Raw genomic sequence first — 18,717 nt, 5'->3', positions numbered from 1 at the left:
ATGGGCACGCGAACCGCTGCGAACCCCGCGCGGAGGCTGTTCGCCACGGTGCTGGCCTGCGAGGCCATCGTGGTCGCGCTCGCGATCCCGGTGGCCGTGTCGGTGCTGGACGTGGACGGCGCGACCGCCGGCGGCGTGTGCGGCGGCCTCGCGGTCCTCTGCCTGGTGCTGGCCGGGCTGCTGCGGTTCCCATGGGCGATCACGGCGGGCACCGTCCTGCAGGTGCTGATCGTCGCGACCGGGTTCATCGTGCCGGCCATGTTCTTCCTCGGTGTCGTGTTCGGGGCGCTTTGGGGAACCGCCATTTGGCTGGGACACAAGGTGGGCCGCGCTCAGCCGCGCTAGGTTCGCGGGGACGGCACCATTTCGTCCGCCGATTATCGCGAATTCGAATTAATGCCTTAATTTGGACATCTTTCTCTTTCGGGAAATGTGCGTGCGGCGGACGACGACGTCCGAAGGAGCAGGCCGTGTCCTCCCACGCACCCGAAAACCCGCCCGGAGCCCTCGCCGCCGGACGCCCGGCCGAGCCCCTGGAGAACCCGGCGGAGCCGCTGGAGTACCCGGAGGAACCCCTGGACTACCCGGCCGAGCCGCTGGAGAACCTGGCCGGGCCGCTGGGGTACCCGGCGGAGCCGTTGGAGCCCGCCGATGAAGGGCCCGCGCGGCACCGGCTCGCGGCGCTCGGCGCGCTGCTGCTGACGTTCACCGCACTGCCCGCCGCCGTCCTGGTGGTGCCCGACGCGTCGGTCAACGTCGTCCCCGCCGCCGCGAGCGCGCTCGGACTCGGCGACGCCGAGATCCCCGGGCTGCTGCGCGCCACCGGCCTCTCCCTTCCCGCGCTGCTGGCCACCGTGCCGCTCGCCGCGGTCGCCGCGCGCAGGTTCCGCGCCTGGGCCGTCCTCCTCACCGGTCTGTCGATCCTGATGGCCGGTGTCAGCGCCGTCCGGTTCGCGCAGTCGGTGCCTCTCGTCGGGACGATCCGCGCCGTCCAGGGCGTGGGCGCGGGCATCGTGCTGCCCGCCACCCTGGTCCTGGTGTGGGAGCGACGGGACCGTGGCCTGTCCGCCGCCTGGGCGGGCGCGCTCGCGGGCTCGCTCATCCTCGCGATGCCGCTGGCGCTGAAGGCCGTCCCCATGCCCCCCGGCGGCGCCGCCGTCCGCGACTGGCGCATAGCGCTCGCGCCCTGCCCTCTGCTCGCGGTGGCGGCCGCCGGAGCGGTGCTCGCCCACCCGCTCCTGCGCGGGCGCGGCCCCTGGCGGCTGCCCGCGTCCCGGCACGCCGAGCGCGGGCAGTTGCTCCTCCCGCTCGTCCCGGCGGCGGGCTTCGCGTTCCTCGCCGTGATCGCCGCCCACGGCTGGTCGCCCGGCGCCCGGCTGCTCGTCGCCGGGCTCGCGCTGCCCGCCCTGGTCGGCCTCGCCCTCACCGGTGCCCGGGACGTGACCGCGGGCAGCCCGTTCGGCTGCGCGGTCGTCATGATCGCCACCGGGCTGCTCTGCTACCCGGTCGCCGGCCCGCTGGCCGGGCTCACCGCCGCCGACGCCGGCATGACCGGCGCCGCGGGCGTCCCGCTGCTCCCGTTCGCCGTGGCGGCCGCCGCCGCGCTCGCCGGGGCCCTCGCCGCGACCCGTGCCGGAGCGCGCGGCGCGGTTCCCGCCGGGCACCTCCTCATGCTGGCCGCCGTGCCGGCCGGACTCGCCACCGACGCCCACGGCCGCTGGGCGCCGCTCGCCGCGCTCGTCCCGCTCGGCGCCGGAGCCGGGCTGGCCCTCGCCGCCTCGCTGCGGGACGCGGGCGTCGGCGCCGCGCTGTTCGGCCTGTCGCTGTGCTTCCCCGCGGTGCTCGCCGGTCAGCTCCTCGTCCTGTCGCTGCAGGCCGCACGGCTGCAGCGGCTGCGTCCCGCGACCGGCGCGCAGCAGATGTACGCCCTGCTGGAGGGGTACCGCATCTGGCTGATCGTCGCGGGGGCGTCCGCCGCGCTGCTCGCCGGAGCCGCCGCCCGCCTGTGCGCCGCGCGCGCGAGAACGGCGCGTTCCGCCGCCGCGCCGCTTCCAGGCGATGCCGCCCCAGGCCCGCGAGCCGGGTAGTATTCGCGCGCTTGCCGAATCCGAAAACAGTTTTCGAGGAGAACCACACGTGTCCGAGCGCACTCTTGTTCTGGTCAAGCCCGACGGCGTCCGCCGCGGTGTCGTCGGCGAGGTCGTCTCGCGGATCGAGCGCAAGGGCCTGAAGCTCGTCGCGCTGGAACTGCGCACCCTCGCCCGCGAGACCGCCGAGGCGCATTACGAGGAGCACGCCGCCAAGCCGTTCTTCGGCGAGCTGGTCGAGTTCATCACCGGCGGCCCGCTCGTCGCGATGGTCGTGGAGGGCCCGCGCGCCATCGAGGCGTTCCGTTCCCTCGCCGGCGCCACCGACCCGGTCAGCGCCACCCCCGGCACCATCCGCGGCGACCACGCCCTGGAGATCGGCGAGAACATCGTGCACGGCTCCGACTCCACCTTCTCCGCCGAGCGCGAGATCAAGCTCTTCTTCCCCGAACTCGGCTGAGTTCGCCCCAGGCGCCGTGTTCACCCAGGGGGCGCCCCCTGGACCGCCCGGCCTGTAACCCCGGCAGAGGTTAAACCTGCCGGGGTTCTCGTTTATGGAAAACCGAGCTGGTCAGGACGCGGTTTTTTCGCGACGCGCGGCGCCGGGGTGACTGCCCACGGGCGGGGGTCCACGTTACGATGGACGGGCCGCTATGAACGCCCGTCAATCGTGAAGGGCTCCCTTTCTTCATGGGTAACAAGCTGTCGTTTCTCGGCCGTGACATGGCGGTCGATCTTGGTACCGCCAACACCCTGGTGTACGTGCGCGGGCGTGGCATCGTCCTGAACGAGCCCTCCGTGGTGGCGATCAATACCAACACCGGGAAGATCGTCGCGGTGGGCATCGAGGCGAAGCGGATGATCGGCCGCACACCGGGCAACATCGTCGCCGTCCGGCCGCTCAAGGACGGCGTCATCGCCGACTTCGACGTCACCGAACGGATGCTGCGCTACTTCATCCAGAAGGTGCACAAGCGCCGGCACTTCGCCAAGCCGCGGATCGTGGTGGCGGTGCCGAGCGGGATCACCGGCGTGGAGCAGCGTGCGGTGAAGGAGGCCGGCTACCAGGCCGGCGCCCGCCGCGTCTACATCATCGAGGAGCCGATGGCCGCCGCGATCGGCGCCGGGCTCCCCGTCTACGAGCCGACCGGCAACATGGTCGTCGACATCGGCGGCGGCACCACCGAGGTCGCCATCATTTCGCTCGGCGGGATCGTCACCAGCCAGTCGGTCCGCGTCGGCGGCGACGAGCTCGACCAGGCCGTGATCTCGTTCTCCAAGAAGGAGTACTCCCTGATGCTCGGGGAACGTACCGCCGAGGAGATCAAGATGGCGATCGGGTCGGCCTATCCCGGCGGCGACGAGGAGCCGCATGCCGAGATCCGGGGCCGCGACCTCGTGAGCGGGCTGCCGAAGACCGTCGTGATCTCCGCCGAGGAGGTGCGGCGGGCCATCGAGGAGCCGGTCAACGCCGTGGTGGACGCGGTGAAGACCACTCTCGACAAGTGCCCGCCCGAGCTGTCCGGCGACATCATGGACCGCGGGATCGCGCTGACCGGCGGAGGGGCGCTGCTGAAGAACCTCGACGAACGGCTCCGTGAGGAGACCGGGATGCCCATCCATCTGGTGGACAACCCGCTCGACTCGGTGGTGCTCGGCACCGGCAAGTGCGTCGAGGACTTCGAGTCTCTGCGGCAGGTCCTCGTGCCGGAGCCGCGGCACTGAGCCGGACGCAGTCCGCCGGGGGACGTCGTTCGTCCCTCCTCGGGAGGCATGGATTCGAACGTAGTCCGCCGGGGACGTGGAGGTCGTCCCCTTCGTGAGGCATTGCGCTCCAGGCGGACCAGGGAACGGGAGGTCGGTGCGTGAAGGACACCCGGCGCACCCGCGCGGTCCTCGGTGCGCTGCTCGTCGTGGCGCTCGCGATGATCACCATCGACTACCGCGGCGGGGCGGACTCCCCGCTGGGCGGCCTGCGCGGCCTCGGCGCGACGGTGTTCGGCCCGGTGGAGCGGGCGTCGGCGTCCGTCGTCCGGCCGGTGAGCGACACCTTCGACGCGGTCACCGACGCGCCCGGTGAGCGGCGCCGCGCGGATCAGCTGGAGCGGCAGAACCAGCGGCTGCGCGAGCAACTGCGCTCAGCCCGGCTCGACCAGGACCGGTCCGCGCAGCTGAAGCGGCTCCTCGGCACCGCCGGGATGGGCGGCTACAAGATCCACGCCGCACAGGTGATCTCCGCGGGGCAGGGCTTCGAGGACACCGTCACCATCGACGTCGGCAGCCGCAGCGGCATCAAGCCCGACATGACCGTGATGAGCGCCGACGGTCTCGTCGGCCGCATCACCCGCGTCGGCCCCGCGACGTCCACGGTCCTGCTCGCCACGGACCAGACCTCCTCCATCGGCTCCCGCCTGGAGGACTCCAAGGAGATCGGCATCACCCAGGGCCGCGGCCGCCGCGGCCTCGGCGGGGGCGGCGAGACGCCGCTGCGCTTCCAGCTCCTGGACGCCGCCGCGCCGATCCACGTCGGCCAGCGGATCGTCACGCTCGGATCGCAGGGCCAGCGGCCGTACGTCCCGGGCGTCCCGATCGGCGTGGTCGAGCGGATCGAGCGGGCCACCGGGGCGCTGACCCGCACCGCCTACGTCCGGCCGTTCGTGCGGTTCACCAGCCTGGACGTCGTCGCCGTCGTGGTCGCCCCGCCGAAGACCGACCCGCGGGACGCGGTCCTGCCGCCGAAGCCGCCACCGCCCCCGTCGCCGAGCCCCACCACGAGCCCCACCACGGGCCCCACCACCAGCCCGTCGCCGAGCGGCAGCCCGAAGGCCAGGCCGCACGGCTCGAAGAGCCCGACCACCGAACCGAGCGCGGGGGACTGACGTGCTGAACCCACCCGAGGCGTCGCCCGCCGGCCGCACCGTGGTGACCGCGGTGGTGATCGCCGTGACGCTGATCCTGCAGGTGTCGGTGGCGAACCGGCTGCCGCTGCCCGGCGGCGTCCAGCCCGACCTGGTGCTGCTCGCCGTCGTGGCGCTGGCGCTCGTCTCCGGGTCGATGACCGGCATGGTGACCGGGTTCCTCGCCGGCCTCGCCGCCGACATCATCCCGCCCGCCGACCACACCCTCGGCCGGTACGCGCTCGTCTACTGCCTCATCGGCTACCTGTGCGGCGCCGCGTCCGCCGAGATGGACCGCCAGTCCGCGGTGCCGTTCTTCGCCGTCGCCGCCGGGGCGCTCGCCGGCACCGTCCTGTACGCCGGGACCGGGATGATCCTCGGCGACCCGCGCGCCGAATGGGCGACCGTGTCCAGCATGGTGCCGCTGCAGGTCCTGTACGACGTCATCGCCAGCCCGTTCGTCGTGTGGGCGGTGCTGCGCGCCACCCGCCGGTACGAACGCGGCGAACGAACCCGGGACCGCTTCGCGGTGCCCGCCGCCCGCTACCGCGCGATGTCGGGGCGGGGCGGGAACCTGTGAACCCGAGGACCCACTTCCGTCTCGTCGTCCTGTACGTGCTGGTCGCCGCGCTGCTGCTCGTCCTGGTCGGGCGCATGTGGACGCTGCAGGTCCTGGAGGGCGCGCACTACAGGGGGATCGCCGCCCAGAACCGCACCCGCGACATCGTCGTCCCCGCGACCCGCGGCATGATCCTGGACGACCGGGGCGTGCCCCTCGTCCGGAACCGCAGCGCGCTCGTCGTGTCCGTCGACCGCACGACGCTGTCCCGGCAGAAGGACGGCGGCAAGACCGTCCTGCGGCGGCTCGCGGCCGTTCTCGGGACGAGCAACGACGAGATCTCCAAGCGGATCCGGCTGTGCGGCCCCGGCATCAAGCGGCCCTGCTGGCCCGGCTCGCCGTACCAGCCGATCCCGGTCGAGGACCACGTCGACGCCAAGCGCGCGCTGCAGATCATGGAGCGCCAGGAGGACTTCCCCGGAGTCACCGCGCAGGTCCAGGCCGTCCGGGACTACCCGCAGCCGGACGGCGCGCGGCCCGCCCAGGTCCTCGGCTACCTCCAGCCCGTCACTCAGGAGGAGCTCGACAAGCGCACCGGGCTCAAGGTCACCGGCTACAGCGGCGTCGACCTGGTCGGACGGGACGGCCTGGAGGCCCAGTACGACGCGGCGCTGCGCGGCGAGCCGGGGTTCCGCAAGGTGCTGGTCGACAGCCAGGGACGCGTGACCGGAACCGCCGAGGACCAGCAGCCGATCTCCGGCAGCAACCTCGTCACCAGCATCGACGCGGGTGTGCAGGGCGCGGCGGAGACCGCGCTCAAGCACGCCGTCGACGGGGCGCGCAAGGCGGGCCGCCCGGCCGACGCCGGCGGCGCCGTCGTGATGGACGTGCAGACCGGCAGGGTCGTCGCGATGGCGAGCTACCCGACCTACGACCCGGGCATCTGGACCGGCGGCATCTCCCAGGACGAGTACGACGCGCTGCTCGGCAAGAAGCAGGGCGAGCCGCTGATCTCCCGCGTGACGCAGGGACAGTTCGCGCCCGGCTCCACGTTCAAGATCTCCTCGGTGTCGGCCGCGGTGAAGGACGGCAACAGCCTGCACGGCACCTACGACTGCCCGGGCTCCTACAACGTCGGCAACCGCGCCTTCCGCAACTTCGAGGGCGAGGCGCTCGGGCCGATGAACCTGCACACGGCCCTCGTCAAGTCCTGCGACACGATCTTCTACCGGTTCGCCTTCCAGGAGTGGCAGCGCGACGGCGGGATGAAGCCGAAGAAGAACCCGTCCGACCCGATGGTGAAGATGGCCCGCAACTACGGGTTCGGGGCGAAGACCGGCGTCGACCTTCCCAGCGAGAGCGACGGCCGCATCCCGGACCGCACCTGGAAGAAGAGCTTCTGGCTGGACACCAGGGCCGGAAACTGCAAAGGCGCCAAAGAGGGCTACCCGGAGGTCGCGAAGACCGACCCGGCCCGCGCCGCGTACCTGAAGGCGGTCGCGACGGAGAACTGCACCGAGGGCTTCGTGTGGCGGCCCGGTGACGCGGCGAACTTCTCGGTCGGGCAGGGCGACGTCCTGGTGACGCCGCTGCAGCTCGCCCGCGCCTACGCGGCCATGGCGAACGGCGGCAGGCTGCTGACGCCGCGGCTGGGCGTGGCGATCGTGCGGGCGGACGGCACGGTCGTCCGCCGGATCGAGGCCCCGCCGCCGAAGAAACTGCCGGTCGACACGAAGGTGCTGACGTACATCCGCACCGCCCTCGCGGACGTGCCGAAGAGCGGAACCGCGTCCGGCGCGTTCTCCGGATTCGACTTCAAACGCGTCGACGTCGGCGGCAAGACCGGTACCGCGGAGGTCTACGGCAAGCAGGACACCTCCTGGTTCGCCTCGTTCGGCCCGGTCAAGAAGCCCCGCTTCGCGGTGGTCGCGATGGTCTCCCAGGGCGGTCAGGGCGCGCAGACGTCCGCACCGGCGGTCCGGGAGATCTGGGAGGCCATGTACGGGACGAAGGACAAGAAGCCCATCCTCAAGGACGGGAGGCTCCCGTCCGAGCTGCCGAAGATGCCCGGCGAGGGAGCCGCCCCGTGATCACCGGATCCGGTGTGGGGAGCGTCGACGGGTATGCGGCGCGGCGGACGTGGGGCAGCCGGCTGGCCGTGCTGCGGCGGCTGGACTGGCCGCTGTTCGTGGCCGTGCTGGCGCTGTCGGCCGCGGGCGTGCTGCTGGTGCGCTCGGCGACGTTCCAGCTGCTGACCGAGCAGGGCAAGGACCCGGAGGGCTTCCTCAAGCGGCACATCCTGAACCTGATCATCGGGTTCGTGCTCGGCGGCTTCGTCACCGTCCTGGACTACCGGCTGCTGCGCGCCTACGTCCCCATCCTGTACGGGCTGGCGTGCGCGGGGCTGCTGGCCGTGCTGACCCCACTCGGCTCGACGATCAACGGCTCGCACTCCTGGATCGTGATCGGCGGCGGATTCCAGGTGCAGCCGTCGGAGTTCGCGAAGGTCGGCCTCGTGGTGCTGCTCGCGATGATCCTCGGCGAGCCGCGGGACGGGGAGATCGGGCCGGGCCGCCGCGACGTGCTGCTCGCGCTCGTGCTCGCCGGGGTGCCGGGTGTGCTGATCATGCTGCAGCCCGACCTCGGCACCACGCTGGTGTTCATCGCGGTGGTGCTCGGCATGCTGGCGATCTCCGGGGCGCAGAAGCGCTGGCTGGCCGGCCTGGTCGGCGGCGGCGCCGCGGCCGCCGCCGCGGTCTGGTTCTTCGGGTTGCTGGAGGACTACCAGATCGCCCGGTTCACCGCGTTCCTGAACCCGGAGGCCGACCCGCGCGGCGCCGGCTACAACGCCCAGCAGGCGCGGATCGCGATCGGGTCGGGCGGCGCCTTCGGCAAGGGCCTGTTCCACGGCGAGCAGACCGGCGGCCACTTCGTCCCCGAGCAGCAGACCGACTTCATCTTCACGGTGGCGGGGGAGGAGCTCGGCTTCGTCGGCGCCGCGGTGATCGTCGTGCTGCTCGGCGTGGTGATGTGGCGCGGGCTGCGGATCGCGTCGCAGGCCGCCGACCTGTTCGGGACGCTCGTCGCGACCGGGGTCGTGTGCTGGCTCGGGTTCCAGACGTTCGAGAACGTCGGGATGACGATCGGGATCATGCCGATCACCGGGCTGCCGCTGCCGTTCGTGTCCTACGGCGGCTCCGCCACCTTCGCGAACATGATCGCCTTCGGCCTGCTGCAGGCGGTCCACGTGCGCAGGCGGCCGTTCGACTGAGCGGTCGCCCCCGAGAGCAGGTTCGATTAGGGGGCGGCGACGGCGTAGGCTGGGCGTTCATCCCACGTCCCCTGCACGGAGGGTTTCCGTCATGCCGGTCGAGTCGCTCTTCCCGCGCCTGGAGCCGCTGCTCCCGAGCGTGCAGAAGCCGATTCAGTACGTTGGCGGCGAGCTGAACTCCCAGCTCAAGGACTGGGACGAGGCCGAGGTCCGGTGGGCGCTGATGTACCCGGACGCCTACGAGGTGGGGCTGCCGAACCAGGGCGTCCAGATCCTTTACGAGATCCTTAACGAGCGCGACGGCGTCCTGGCGGAACGGACCTACTCGGTCTGGCCCGACATGGAGGCCGTCATGCGCCGCAACGGCATCCCGCAGTTCACGGTGGACGCGCACCGCCCGGTCGCCGCGTTCGACGTGCTCGGCGTGTCTTTCTCCACCGAACTCGGCTACACCAACCTGCTGACGGCGCTCGACCTCGCAGGCATCCCGCTGGAGGCCGCGGACCGCACCGGCGACCACCCGATCGTCATCGCGGGCGGGCACGCCGCGTTCAACCCGGAGCCGATCGCCGGCTTCATCGACGCCGCCGTGCTCGGCGACGGCGAGGAGATCGCGCTCGCCATCACCGAGGTGATCCGCGAGTGGAAGGCCGAGGGCGAGCCCGGCGGGCGGGACGGGCTGCTCCTGCGCCTCGCCGCGTCCGGCGGCGTGTACGTGCCGCGCTTCTACGACGTCACCTACCTGCCGGACGGCCGGATCCAGCGGGTCGCGCCGAACCGCCCGGGCGTCCCGTGGCGGATCGAGAAGCACACCGTCATGGACCTCGACCAGTGGCCGTACCCGAAGAAGCCTCTCGTCCCGCTCGCCGAGACCGTGCACGAGCGGTTCAGCGTGGAGATCTTCCGCGGCTGCACGCGCGGCTGCCGGTTCTGCCAGGCCGGGATGATCACCCGTCCGGTCCGGGAACGGTCGATCACCACGATCGGGAACATGGTCGAGCAGGGCCTCAAGGAGTCCGGCTTCCAGGAGGTCGGGCTGCTCAGCCTGTCCAGCGCCGACCACAGCGAGATCGGCGACGTCGCCAAGGGCCTCGCCGACCGCTACGAGGGCACCAACACCTCGCTGTCGCTGCCGTCCACCCGCGTGGACGCCTTCAACATCACGCTCGCCAACGAGTTCTCCCGCGGCGGGCGGCGCTCGGGCCTGACGTTCGCCCCCGAGGGCGGCTCCGAGCGGATGCGCAAGGTCATCAACAAGATGGTCACCGAGGACGACCTGATCCGCACCGTCACCACCGCCTACGAGAACGGCTGGCGGCAGGTCAAGCTCTACTTCATGTGCGGCCTGCCCACCGAGGAGGACGAGGACGTCCTCGCGATCGCCGACATGGCCAAGCGGGTCATCCAGGCCGGACGCGACGCCACCGGCCGCAGGGACATCCGCTGCACCGTGTCCATCGGCGGGTTCGTGCCGAAGCCGCACACCCCGTTCCAGTGGGCCGCGCAGTGCGACCACGAGACCGTCGACCGCCGCCTGCACGCCCTCAAGGACGCCCTGCGCGGCGACAAGGAGTACGGCCGCGCCATCGGCCTGCGCTACCACGACGGCCGGCCGTCCATCATCGAGGGCCTGCTGTCGCGCGGCGACCGCCGCGTCGGCCGGGTCATCCGGGCCGTCTGGGAGGACGGCGGCCGCTTCGACGGCTGGAGCGAGCACTTCTCCTACGAGCGCTGGACGGCCGCCGCCGAGAAGGCCCTGGCCGAGGAGCCCGTCGACCTCGCCTGGTACACCGTCCGGGAGCGCGAGGAGGTCGAGGTGCTGCCCTGGGACCACCTCGACGCCGGCCTCGACCGCGAGTGGCTCTGGCAGGACTGGCAGGACGCCGTCGACGAGACCGAGGTCGAGGACTGCCGCTGGACGCCCTGCTACGACTGCGGCGTCTGCCCGACGATGGGCACCGAGATCCAGATCGGCCCCACCGGCCGCAAGTTGCTGCCGCTGAGCCCGGTGTAACCGGATTCGGCCTCGTGAACGCCCTGAGCTGCGGGGGTTTCGAGCCTGAGGGACCGGTGCCTGGCGGAACCGTGTCCGGTGACCCGTACTCTATAGGGAGACCTTAGATTTCGACTCGACACGAGTAGGAAGGACCAGAACCCTGGCACCCATGCCGGAGGGTCCGGCGCCGGCCCCCGTGATCCAGCGACTGCGCGTCCGCTACGCCAAGCGGGGCAGGCTGCGGTTCACGAGCCACCGCGACATTTCCCGGGCCGTGGAACGCGCCGTGCGGCGCGCCGGGATCCCTGTCGCGTTCAGCGCCGGATTCACCCCCCACCCGAAGATCTCGTACGCGGGTGCGGCGGCGACAGGGGTGGCCAGTGAGGCCGAGTACCTTGAGATCGGGCTCACCGAGACCCGCGACCCTGCGCGGGTGCGGTCCGATCTCGACGCGGCCCTGCCCCCCGGGCTCGACATCGTGGACGTCGTGCCGGTCGGGACGGGACGCGGCGACGCGCCGGTCAGGCCGGGCGCGTTCGCCGATCGGCTCCAGGCGTCCGAATGGCGGATCAGGCTGGACGGCGTGGCCGAGGGCGACGCCGCCGCCGCCGTGGCCGTCTTCATGGACGCCGGGAGCATCGAGGTCGAGCGCCTCACCAAGAAGGGGCGGCGCCGGTTCGACGTGCGCGCTGCCGTGTCCTCCTGTGAGCTGGACCGGCGCGCCGCGGAGGCGGCGGATGCCCCTTGTGCGATACTTCGAATGGTTGTTCGGCATTCCACACCCGCCGTACGACCCGACGACATCCTCACCGGACTGCGCCAGGTCGCCGACCTCGCGCCGCCGTCACCACCGCTGGTGACCAGGCTGGCGCAGGGGCCCCTCGACGCGGACACCGGTGGTCTCGCGGATCCCCTGGATCCCGACCGGGAGATCGGCCTGCCGTCCGGCGACGACGCCGGCGCGGCCCGCGGCCAGGAGCGGCCGCAGCCCGGGGACGCCGCGAGCGTGGATGCCGTCAGCGCCTGACCGTGGGACCGAAGCCGTGGTGGCACGGAACCGGTCCGCAGGGTACGGCGGGCGCGCCCCCGACGACTTCGTCGTCATGGCCGGACGACCGTCCGGCGGTGGCGACGCCGACGACTGACGAGGTGCTCTCGTGCGGCGCACCGCACCGATCCGCCCATCGGCGGAGCGAGCGGACGCGCCCGGGAGCCTGACGGGAGATTGCCCGGATGCTTGAGAACGAAGCCGATTCGGCCACGGCCGAAGGCACTGATGACCAGACCGTTGACAACGGGACCGCGGAGACCGCGCCGGCCGAGAACGCGCCGGCGGAGAACGCGGGCGTGACGACACGGCCGCGCCGCGCGAGCCGTCCCGCCGGGCCCCCGCCCGAGGTGGACGACGCCCCGGCCGCGCCCCCCGCCGCCGAGACCGCGCCCCCCGCCGCCGAGACGGAGACCGCGTCCGCGGAGGAGGCCGTCCCGCCCGCGGAGGCCCCGGAGCCGCCGAAGCGCGCCACCAGGACCCGTACCCGCACCAGGACGGCGAAGGCCGCCGCCGAGACGTCCGAGCCCGTCCCGATGACCGGCGCCGAGGCGTCCCCGGAGGCGACCCCCGAGGCCGCGTCCGAGCCTGAGGCCGGGTCCGAGCCTGAGAAGGCGCCGGCACCCCGCACCCGCACCCGGCGCCGTTCCGCCCAGGCCGCGGCCTCCGAGGCGCCGGACGCGCCCGGCGTGCCGTCGGTGCCGCAGGTCCCCGCCGTGCCGGTCGCCGGCGCGGAGGTGGCCCCCGAGCAGGTGTCGGAGACCGAGCCCGCGAGCGGCGTCGCGGTCCCCGGCGTGACCTTCCAGCCGCCGATGGTCGTCTTCCAGCCGCCGCAGCCGAAGGCGGAGGGGCCCGCCCGTCCCAAGGACGAGCCGAAGCCCGAGCCGGCCGAGCGCGACACCGGCGACGACGACCAGGACGAGGGCCCGTCGGACGAGGACGACTCCGAGGACCGCCCGTCCCGCAGGCGCCGCCGCCGCGGCGGCCGCGGCCGGGGCCGGGGCGGCAAGGAGGGCGCCGAGGACGAGGAGCAGCCCGAAGAGGCCGCCGACGAGGAGCCCAAGGACGAGCAGGGCGCCAAGGCGGCCAAGGGCGGCAAGACCACCAAGACCACGAAGACCACCAAGACCGCCGCCAAGGGCAAGGAGAAGGACAAGGGCAAGGAGCCCAAGGCCGAGGAGCCCGAGCAGGAGGCCGCCGACGATGGGGGCGACGGCGACGAGGGCGGGTCGAGCCGCCGGCGTCGCCGCCGCAGGCGCCGGGCGGCGGGCGACGCCGAGACCGGCAACGGCTCCGACGACCCGCCGAACACCGTCGTGCACGTGCGCACCGCACGGGAGGAGCGCGCCGCCGCCGAGGACGAGGTCCGGTCCGTGCGGGGCTCGACCCGGTTGGAGGCCAAGAAGCAGCGCCGCCGCGAGGGCCGCGAGCAGGGCCGCCGCCGCCCGCCGGTGATCACCGAGGCGGAGTTCCTGGCGCGCCGCGAGTCCGTCGAGCGGGTGATGGTGGTCCGGCAGGAGGGCGAGCGCACCCAGATCGCCGTCCTGGAGGACGACGTCCTCGTCGAGCACTACGTCAACCGCGCCACCCACCAGTCGTACGTGGGCAACGTCTACCTCGGCAAGGTCCAGAACGTCCTGCCGTCGATGGAGGCGGCGTTCGTCGACATCGGCAAGGGCCGCAACGCCGTCCTGTACGCGGGCGAGGTCAACTGGGACGCCTCCGGACTGGAGGGCCAGCCGCGCCGCATCGAGTCGGCGCTGAAGTCGGGCCAGTCGGTGCTCGTCCAGGTCACCAAGGACCCGCTCGGCCACAAGGGCGCCCGGCTGACCAGCCAGGTCTCGCTGCCCGGCCGCTACCTCGTGTACGTGCCGGACGGCTCGATGACCGGCATCAGCCGCAAGCTCCCCGACAAGGAGCGCAGCCGCCTCAAGTCGATCCTGAAGAAGGTCATGCCGGAGAACGCCGGCGTGATCGTCCGGACCGCCGCCGAGGGCGCCACCGAGGAGGAGCTCTCCCGGGACGTGTCGCGCCTGGCCGCGCAGTGGGAGAACATCCAGAAGAAGGTCAAGACGGCCTCGGCCCCGTCGCTGCTCTACGGCGAGCCCGATCTGACGATCCGGGTCGTCCGCGACATCTTCAACGAGGACTTCACCAAGCTCGTGGTGTCCGGCGCCGACGCCTGGGACACCGTCTCCGAGTACGTCGAGTACGTCGCCCCGCACCTCGCCGGCCGCGTCGAGCGCTGGACGGGCGGCGAGGACGCCCTGACCGCGTTCCGCATCGACGAGCAGATCGCCAAGGCGCTGGACCGCAAGGTCTGGCTGCCGTCCGGCGGCTCGCTGGTGATCGACCGCACCGAGGCGATGACGGTCATCGACGTCAACACCGGCAAGTTCACCGGGCAGGGCGGCAACCTGGAGGAGACCGTCACCCGCAACAACCTGGAGGCGGCCGAGGAGATCGTCCGCCAGCTCCGGCTCCGCGACATCGGCGGCATCGTCGTGATCGACTTCATCGACATGGTGCTGGAGAGCAACCGGGACCTGGTGCTGCGCCGGCTCGTCGAGTGCCTGTCGCGGGACCGTACCAAGCACCAGGTCGCCGAGGTCACCTCGCTCGGCCTGGTCCAGATGACCCGCAAGCGGGTCGGCCAGGGGCTCCTGGAGGCGTTCTCGGAGACCTGCGAGTGCTGCAACGGCCGCGGCATCCACGTCCAGCTGACTCCCGTCGAGCCGAAGGCGGAGAAGGCGGCCGGCAAGGAGAGCGGCCGCCGCCGCAAGCGCAAGGGCGAGGTCGAGAAGGCGGTCGAGGAGAAGCTGGCCCGCCACGAGACCAAGCCGAAGGAGCCCGTGGAGGAGGCCCCGGAAGAGGCAGCGGCAGAGGCCGTGGCAGAGCCCGCGCCGGAACCGGCCCGCTCCCGGCCGAAGAAGTCCAGGCCCGCCAAGCGGCCGGCCGGCCCGCCCCCGGAGATCGACGAGCCCCCGGCGCAGGCCGCCGTGGAGGCCGCCGACGCCGCCGAGGAGACCGCCGGCTCCACCCCGGGCGCCCTCGACTCCGCCGAGGCCGAGCCCGTCGCGGTCGCCGCCAACGGGACCGACCCGAGCGGGACCGACCCGAGCGGGACCGACCCGAGCGGGACCGACCCGAGCGGGACCGACCCGAGCGGGACCGACCCGAGCGGGCCGGGCCTGAACGGCACCGGGGTGACCGCCGACGTGTCGGCCGCCGAGCCCAACGGCTCCGCGCCCGCCGAGGCCCCTGCCGAAGCCGGGGAGCAGCCGTCCGGACGCCGCCGCGCCCGCCGCCCCCGCGCGACCGCCCAGGCCGCCGAGACCGCGGAATCCTCGGACTGACGAAGGCCGATGCCCTGACCGGACGCGTTCGCGTTCCGGTCAGGGCATCCGGTACCCTTGTACTTCGGCGCGTCGTGTGCGCGTCGCCCGAACCCGCACCGCGAACCCCGTCCGGGGCTCGTTCGGTGCTCACCTCGCCGATCCGGTGAGGCCAAGCAGAGAGCGCCGGAGGTCTCCTCTGGTGTGCCGCCCTCGGCCCGGTGCCGGGGGTAGGCCCCCATCCGGGGGCTGGTAAGCCACGCGCGGGACCGGTTCAGTCCGGAAGCGCGCGCAGACGAAGGGTTTCCGCGGTGTACGCGATTGTCCGCGCAGGCGGCAGGCAGGAGAAGGTCGCCGTCGACGACGTGCTGACCGTCGACAAGCTGGCCGGCGAGGTCGGTTCGACCGTGAAGCTTCAGGCCCTGCTGGTCGTGGACGGCGACGACGTCGTCAGCAAGACGGCCGACCTCGCCCGCTACGAGGTGACCGCCGAGATCCTCGGCGCGGTCAAGGGCCCGAAGATCAACATCATGCACTACCGGAACAAGACCGGGTACAAGCGGCGGATGGGTCACCGTCAGCCCTACACCGAGGTCAAGATCACCGGTATCAAGGCCGGGAAGTAAGGGAGAGCGGTCACATGGCACACAAGAAGGGCGCATCGTCCAGCCGTAACGGTCGCGACTCCAACGCCAAGCGCCTCGGCGTGAAGCGGTTCGGCGGCCAGGTCGTCAACGCGGGCGAGATCATCGTCCGGCAGCGCGGCACCCACTTCCACCCCGGCCCGGGCGTCGGGCGCGGTGGCGACGACACGCTGTTCGCGCTGCTCGCGGGCGCGGTGCAGTTCCGCCGGTACCGCGGCCGCAACGCGGTGAGCATCGTCCCGCCGGCGGAATAGTCCGCCGAGGGAAGAGACTTTTCGAAGGGGCGGACCGTTCGTCGGTCCGTCCCTTCGCCGTTTTCACTGAGGAGAGTTCACCGTGGCCGCTGGAGCGGGATCGGGCGCGCAGTTCGTCGACCGGGTGGTGCTGCACGTCGCCGCGGGCAACGGCGGGAACGGCTGCGCCTCGATCCACCGGGAGAAGTTCAAGCCGCTCGGCGGCCCGGACGGCGCGAACGGCGGGCGAGGCGGCGACGTCGTCCTGGTCGTCGACTCGAACGCCGCGAGCCTCCTCGAATACCACCGGCGTCCGCACCGCAGGGCCGGGAACGGCAGGCCCGGGCAGGGCAGCCTCCGGACGGGCGCGGACGGCGGGGACGTGATCCTGCCCGTCCCGGACGGCACCGTTGTGAAGTCCGGCGACACCGTGCTCGCCGACCTGGTCGGCGAGGGCACCCGGTACGTGGTCGCGAAGGGCGGCCAGGGCGGGCTCGGGAACGCCGCGCTGGCGTCCGCCAAGCGCAAGGCGCCCGGGTTCGCGCTGCTCGGCGAGCCGGGGGACGAGCGGGACGTCGTCCTGGAGCTGAAGAGCGTCGCCGACGTCGCGCTCGTCGGGTTCCCCAGCGCGGGCAAGTCGTCGCTGATCGCCGCGCTGTCCGCCGCCAAGCCGAAGATCGCCGACTATCCGTTCACGACGCTGATCCCGAACCTCGGGGTGGTCGGCGCGGGCGACACGACGTTCACGGTCGCGGACGTGCCGGGCCTGATCGAGGGTGCCAGCGAGGGGCGCGGTCTCGGCCTGGACTTCCTCCGCCACATCGAGCGTTCGTCCACCCTCGCGCACGTCCTCGACTGCGCCACGATGGAGCCGGGACGCGACCCCGTGAGCGACTTCGAGGTCATCGAACGCGAACTCCAGGCGTACGACCGGGTGCTGGGCGACCGCCCGCTGTCGGACCGTCCCCGCATCGTCGTGCTGAACAAGGTCGACGTGCCGGACGGCCGCGACCTCGCCGATATGGTGCGGCCCATGTTCGAGGAGCGCGGCCTGAAGGTCTTCGAAGTGTCGGCGGCGACGCACGAGGGGCTGCGGGAGCTGTCGTTCGCGATGGCGGCGATGGTCACCGGGCACCGCGCGTCGCTGCCGCAGGCGGAGCCGACCCGCATCGTCATCCGTCCTGAGCCGGTCGGCGGCGACACCGACTTCGAGATCAGGACCCTCGGCGACAACACCTTCCTGATCACGGGCACGAAACCCGTCCGGTGGCTGCGGCAGACGGACTTCGCCAACGAGGAGGCCGTCGGGTACCTCGCCGACCGGCTCGCCAGGCTCGGGGTGGAGGAGGCGCTGGCCAAGGCGGGCGCCAGCGCGGGCGCGACCGTCCTGATCGGTACGAGCGACGACTCGATCGTCTTCGACTGGGAGCCGGAGGTCCCGGCCGGCGAGGCCGCCATGGGGCCCCGCGGCACCGATCGCCGCCTGGACGGCTGGTCGTGACCGTGGGCGGGCGTGAGGCGATCGCGAAGGCTCGTCGCATCGTGGTGAAGGCGGGGTCGTCGTCGCTGACCACGCCGCAGGGGACGATCGACGCGAACCGTATCGACGCGCTCGTGGACGTCCTCGCCGCCCGCCGCGCCGACGGCACCGAGATCGTGTTCGTGTCGTCCGGTGCGATCGCCGCCGGGCTCGGCCCGCTCGGGCTGACCCGCCGCCCGCAGGACCTCGCCGCCCAGCAGGCGGCGGCGAGCGTCGGCCAGGGCCTGCTGTTCGCCCGCTACACCTCGTCCTTCGCCCGGTACGCGCTGACGGTCGGGCAGGTGCTGCTCACCGCCGACGACATGATGCGCCGCTCGCACCACCGCAACGCGCAGCGCACCCTCGCGCAGCTCCTCGCGATGGGCGTCCTGCCGATCGTGAACGAGAACGACACCGTCGCGACCGACGAGATCCGGTTCGGCGACAACGACCGGCTCGCGGCGCTGGTCGCGCACCTGATCCGCGCGGACGCGCTGATCCTGCTCTCGGACGTGGACGCCCTCTACACGGGCGACCCCCGCCAGCCCGGCGCCAGCCGGGTCGAGGACGTCCACGGCCCGGAGGACCTGAAGGACGTCAAGCTCGGCCGGTCCGGACGCGTCGGCACCGGCGGCATGGTCACCAAGGTGGAGGCGGCCCGGATCGCGGGCGTCCCCGTCGTGCTGACGAACGCCGCGTCCGCCGCGCACGCGCTCGCCGGCGACCGGGTCGGGACGCTGTTCCACCCGGCCGAGGGCCGCCGCATGTCGACCCGGAACCTGTGGCTCGCGCACGCCACGACCGGCCAGGGCCGCGTCACGCTGGACGCGGGCGCGGTCGAGGCGGTGGTGCGGCGCCGCAAGTCCCTGCTCCCGGCCGGCGTGACGGGCGTGGACGGCGACTTCGCCGCGGGCGACCCCGTCGACCTGTGCGACACCGGCGGCCGCGTCGTCGCGCGCGGCCTGGTGAACTACGACGCGTCGGAGATCCCCGACCTGATGGGACGCTCGACCCGCTGGCTGGCCCGCGAGCTGGGCGCCGAGTACGAACGCGAGATAATCCACCGCGACCACCTGGTGGTCCTGCACGAGGGAGCGTTGTGATGAGCGACGGGAACGAGGACGCGAG

At 72.7% G+C, this 18,717-nt stretch carries 15 protein-coding genes; all 15 read left to right on the top strand.

Going from position 1 to position 18,717, the window contains the following annotated elements; all coding sequences use genetic code 11:
- The 15 genes from ACQPZP_RS32360 (at window position 1) to proB (ending at window position 18,692) form a co-directional block, all read left to right on the top strand.
- Window positions 1–345 carry a DUF4233 domain-containing protein gene (locus ACQPZP_RS32360; protein WP_433473492.1) on the top strand — a complete coding sequence of 115 codons (345 nt, stop codon included), beginning with the start codon at window positions 1–3 and terminating at the stop codon, window positions 343–345.
- A 125-nt stretch (window positions 346–470) separates the two neighbouring features.
- Window positions 471–2,087 (top strand): hypothetical protein, encoded by a 1,617-nt coding sequence (locus tag ACQPZP_RS32355; RefSeq protein ID WP_433473491.1) that lies wholly within the window; start codon window positions 471–473, stop codon window positions 2,085–2,087.
- Window positions 2,088–2,136: 49 nt separating this feature from the next.
- Window positions 2,137–2,547: a nucleoside-diphosphate kinase gene (gene ndk, locus ACQPZP_RS32350; protein ID WP_433463151.1), complete on the top strand. Its 411-nt coding sequence runs from the start codon at window positions 2,137–2,139 to the stop codon at window positions 2,545–2,547.
- A gap of 230 nt (window positions 2,548–2,777) precedes the next feature.
- Window positions 2,778–3,812 carry a rod shape-determining protein gene (locus tag ACQPZP_RS32345; protein ID WP_067794123.1) on the top strand — a complete coding sequence of 345 codons (1,035 nt, stop codon included), beginning with the start codon at window positions 2,778–2,780 and terminating at the stop codon, window positions 3,810–3,812.
- Window positions 3,813–3,952: 140 nt separating this feature from the next.
- Window positions 3,953–4,966 (top strand): rod shape-determining protein MreC, encoded by a 1,014-nt coding sequence (gene mreC / locus ACQPZP_RS32340; RefSeq protein ID WP_433473490.1) that lies wholly within the window; start codon window positions 3,953–3,955, stop codon window positions 4,964–4,966.
- 1 nt (window position 4,967) lies between these two features.
- Window positions 4,968–5,564, top strand: a complete 597-nt coding sequence (gene mreD, locus ACQPZP_RS32335) for a rod shape-determining protein MreD (RefSeq protein WP_433473489.1) — start codon at window positions 4,968–4,970, stop codon at window positions 5,562–5,564.
- Window positions 5,561–7,633: a penicillin-binding protein 2 gene (gene mrdA, locus ACQPZP_RS32330; protein WP_433473488.1), complete on the top strand. Its 2,073-nt coding sequence runs from the start codon at window positions 5,561–5,563 to the stop codon at window positions 7,631–7,633. Before mreD ends, mrdA begins: the two co-directional genes overlap by 4 nt.
- Window positions 7,630–8,814, top strand: a complete 1,185-nt coding sequence (gene rodA, locus ACQPZP_RS32325) for a rod shape-determining protein RodA (protein ID WP_433473487.1) — start codon at window positions 7,630–7,632, stop codon at window positions 8,812–8,814. Before mrdA ends, rodA begins: the two co-directional genes overlap by 4 nt.
- Window positions 8,815–8,905: 91 nt before the next feature.
- Window positions 8,906–10,828, top strand: coding sequence for a TIGR03960 family B12-binding radical SAM protein (locus tag ACQPZP_RS32320; protein ID WP_433473486.1), 1,923 nt, complete (start codon window positions 8,906–8,908; stop codon window positions 10,826–10,828).
- Between the two features lie 151 nt (window positions 10,829–10,979).
- On the top strand, window positions 10,980–11,837 hold the full coding sequence (locus tag ACQPZP_RS32315; RefSeq protein ID WP_433473485.1) for a TIGR03936 family radical SAM-associated protein: 858 nt from the start codon (window positions 10,980–10,982) through the stop codon (window positions 11,835–11,837).
- A gap of 206 nt (window positions 11,838–12,043) precedes the next feature.
- Window positions 12,044–15,214 carry an Rne/Rng family ribonuclease gene (locus tag ACQPZP_RS32310; RefSeq protein ID WP_433473484.1) on the top strand — a complete coding sequence of 1,057 codons (3,171 nt, stop codon included), beginning with the start codon at window positions 12,044–12,046 and terminating at the stop codon, window positions 15,212–15,214.
- A 290-nt stretch (window positions 15,215–15,504) separates the two neighbouring features.
- Window positions 15,505–15,819 carry a 50S ribosomal protein L21 gene (rplU, locus tag ACQPZP_RS32305; RefSeq protein WP_433463143.1) on the top strand — a complete coding sequence of 105 codons (315 nt, stop codon included), beginning with the start codon at window positions 15,505–15,507 and terminating at the stop codon, window positions 15,817–15,819.
- Window positions 15,820–15,833: 14 nt separating this feature from the next.
- A complete protein-coding gene (gene rpmA, locus ACQPZP_RS32300; RefSeq protein ID WP_433473483.1) occupies window positions 15,834–16,091 on the top strand; it encodes a 50S ribosomal protein L27 in 258 nt (85 codons plus the stop codon).
- Between the two features lie 82 nt (window positions 16,092–16,173).
- Window positions 16,174–17,571, top strand: a complete 1,398-nt coding sequence (gene obgE / locus ACQPZP_RS32295; protein ID WP_433473482.1) for a GTPase ObgE — start codon at window positions 16,174–16,176, stop codon at window positions 17,569–17,571.
- Window positions 17,568–18,692 (top strand): glutamate 5-kinase, encoded by a 1,125-nt coding sequence (gene proB / locus ACQPZP_RS32290; protein ID WP_433473481.1) that lies wholly within the window; start codon window positions 17,568–17,570, stop codon window positions 18,690–18,692. Before obgE ends, proB begins: the two co-directional genes overlap by 4 nt.
- Window positions 18,693–18,717: the final 25 nt, after the last annotated feature.

Origin of the sequence: Spirillospora sp. CA-142024 (assembly GCF_050942325.1) — a bacterium.
GTDB lineage: Bacteria > Actinomycetota > Actinomycetes > Streptosporangiales > Streptosporangiaceae > Spirillospora.
The sequence above is the reverse complement of the archived record's forward strand: the minus strand, read 5'-3'. Positions and strand labels throughout refer to the sequence as shown.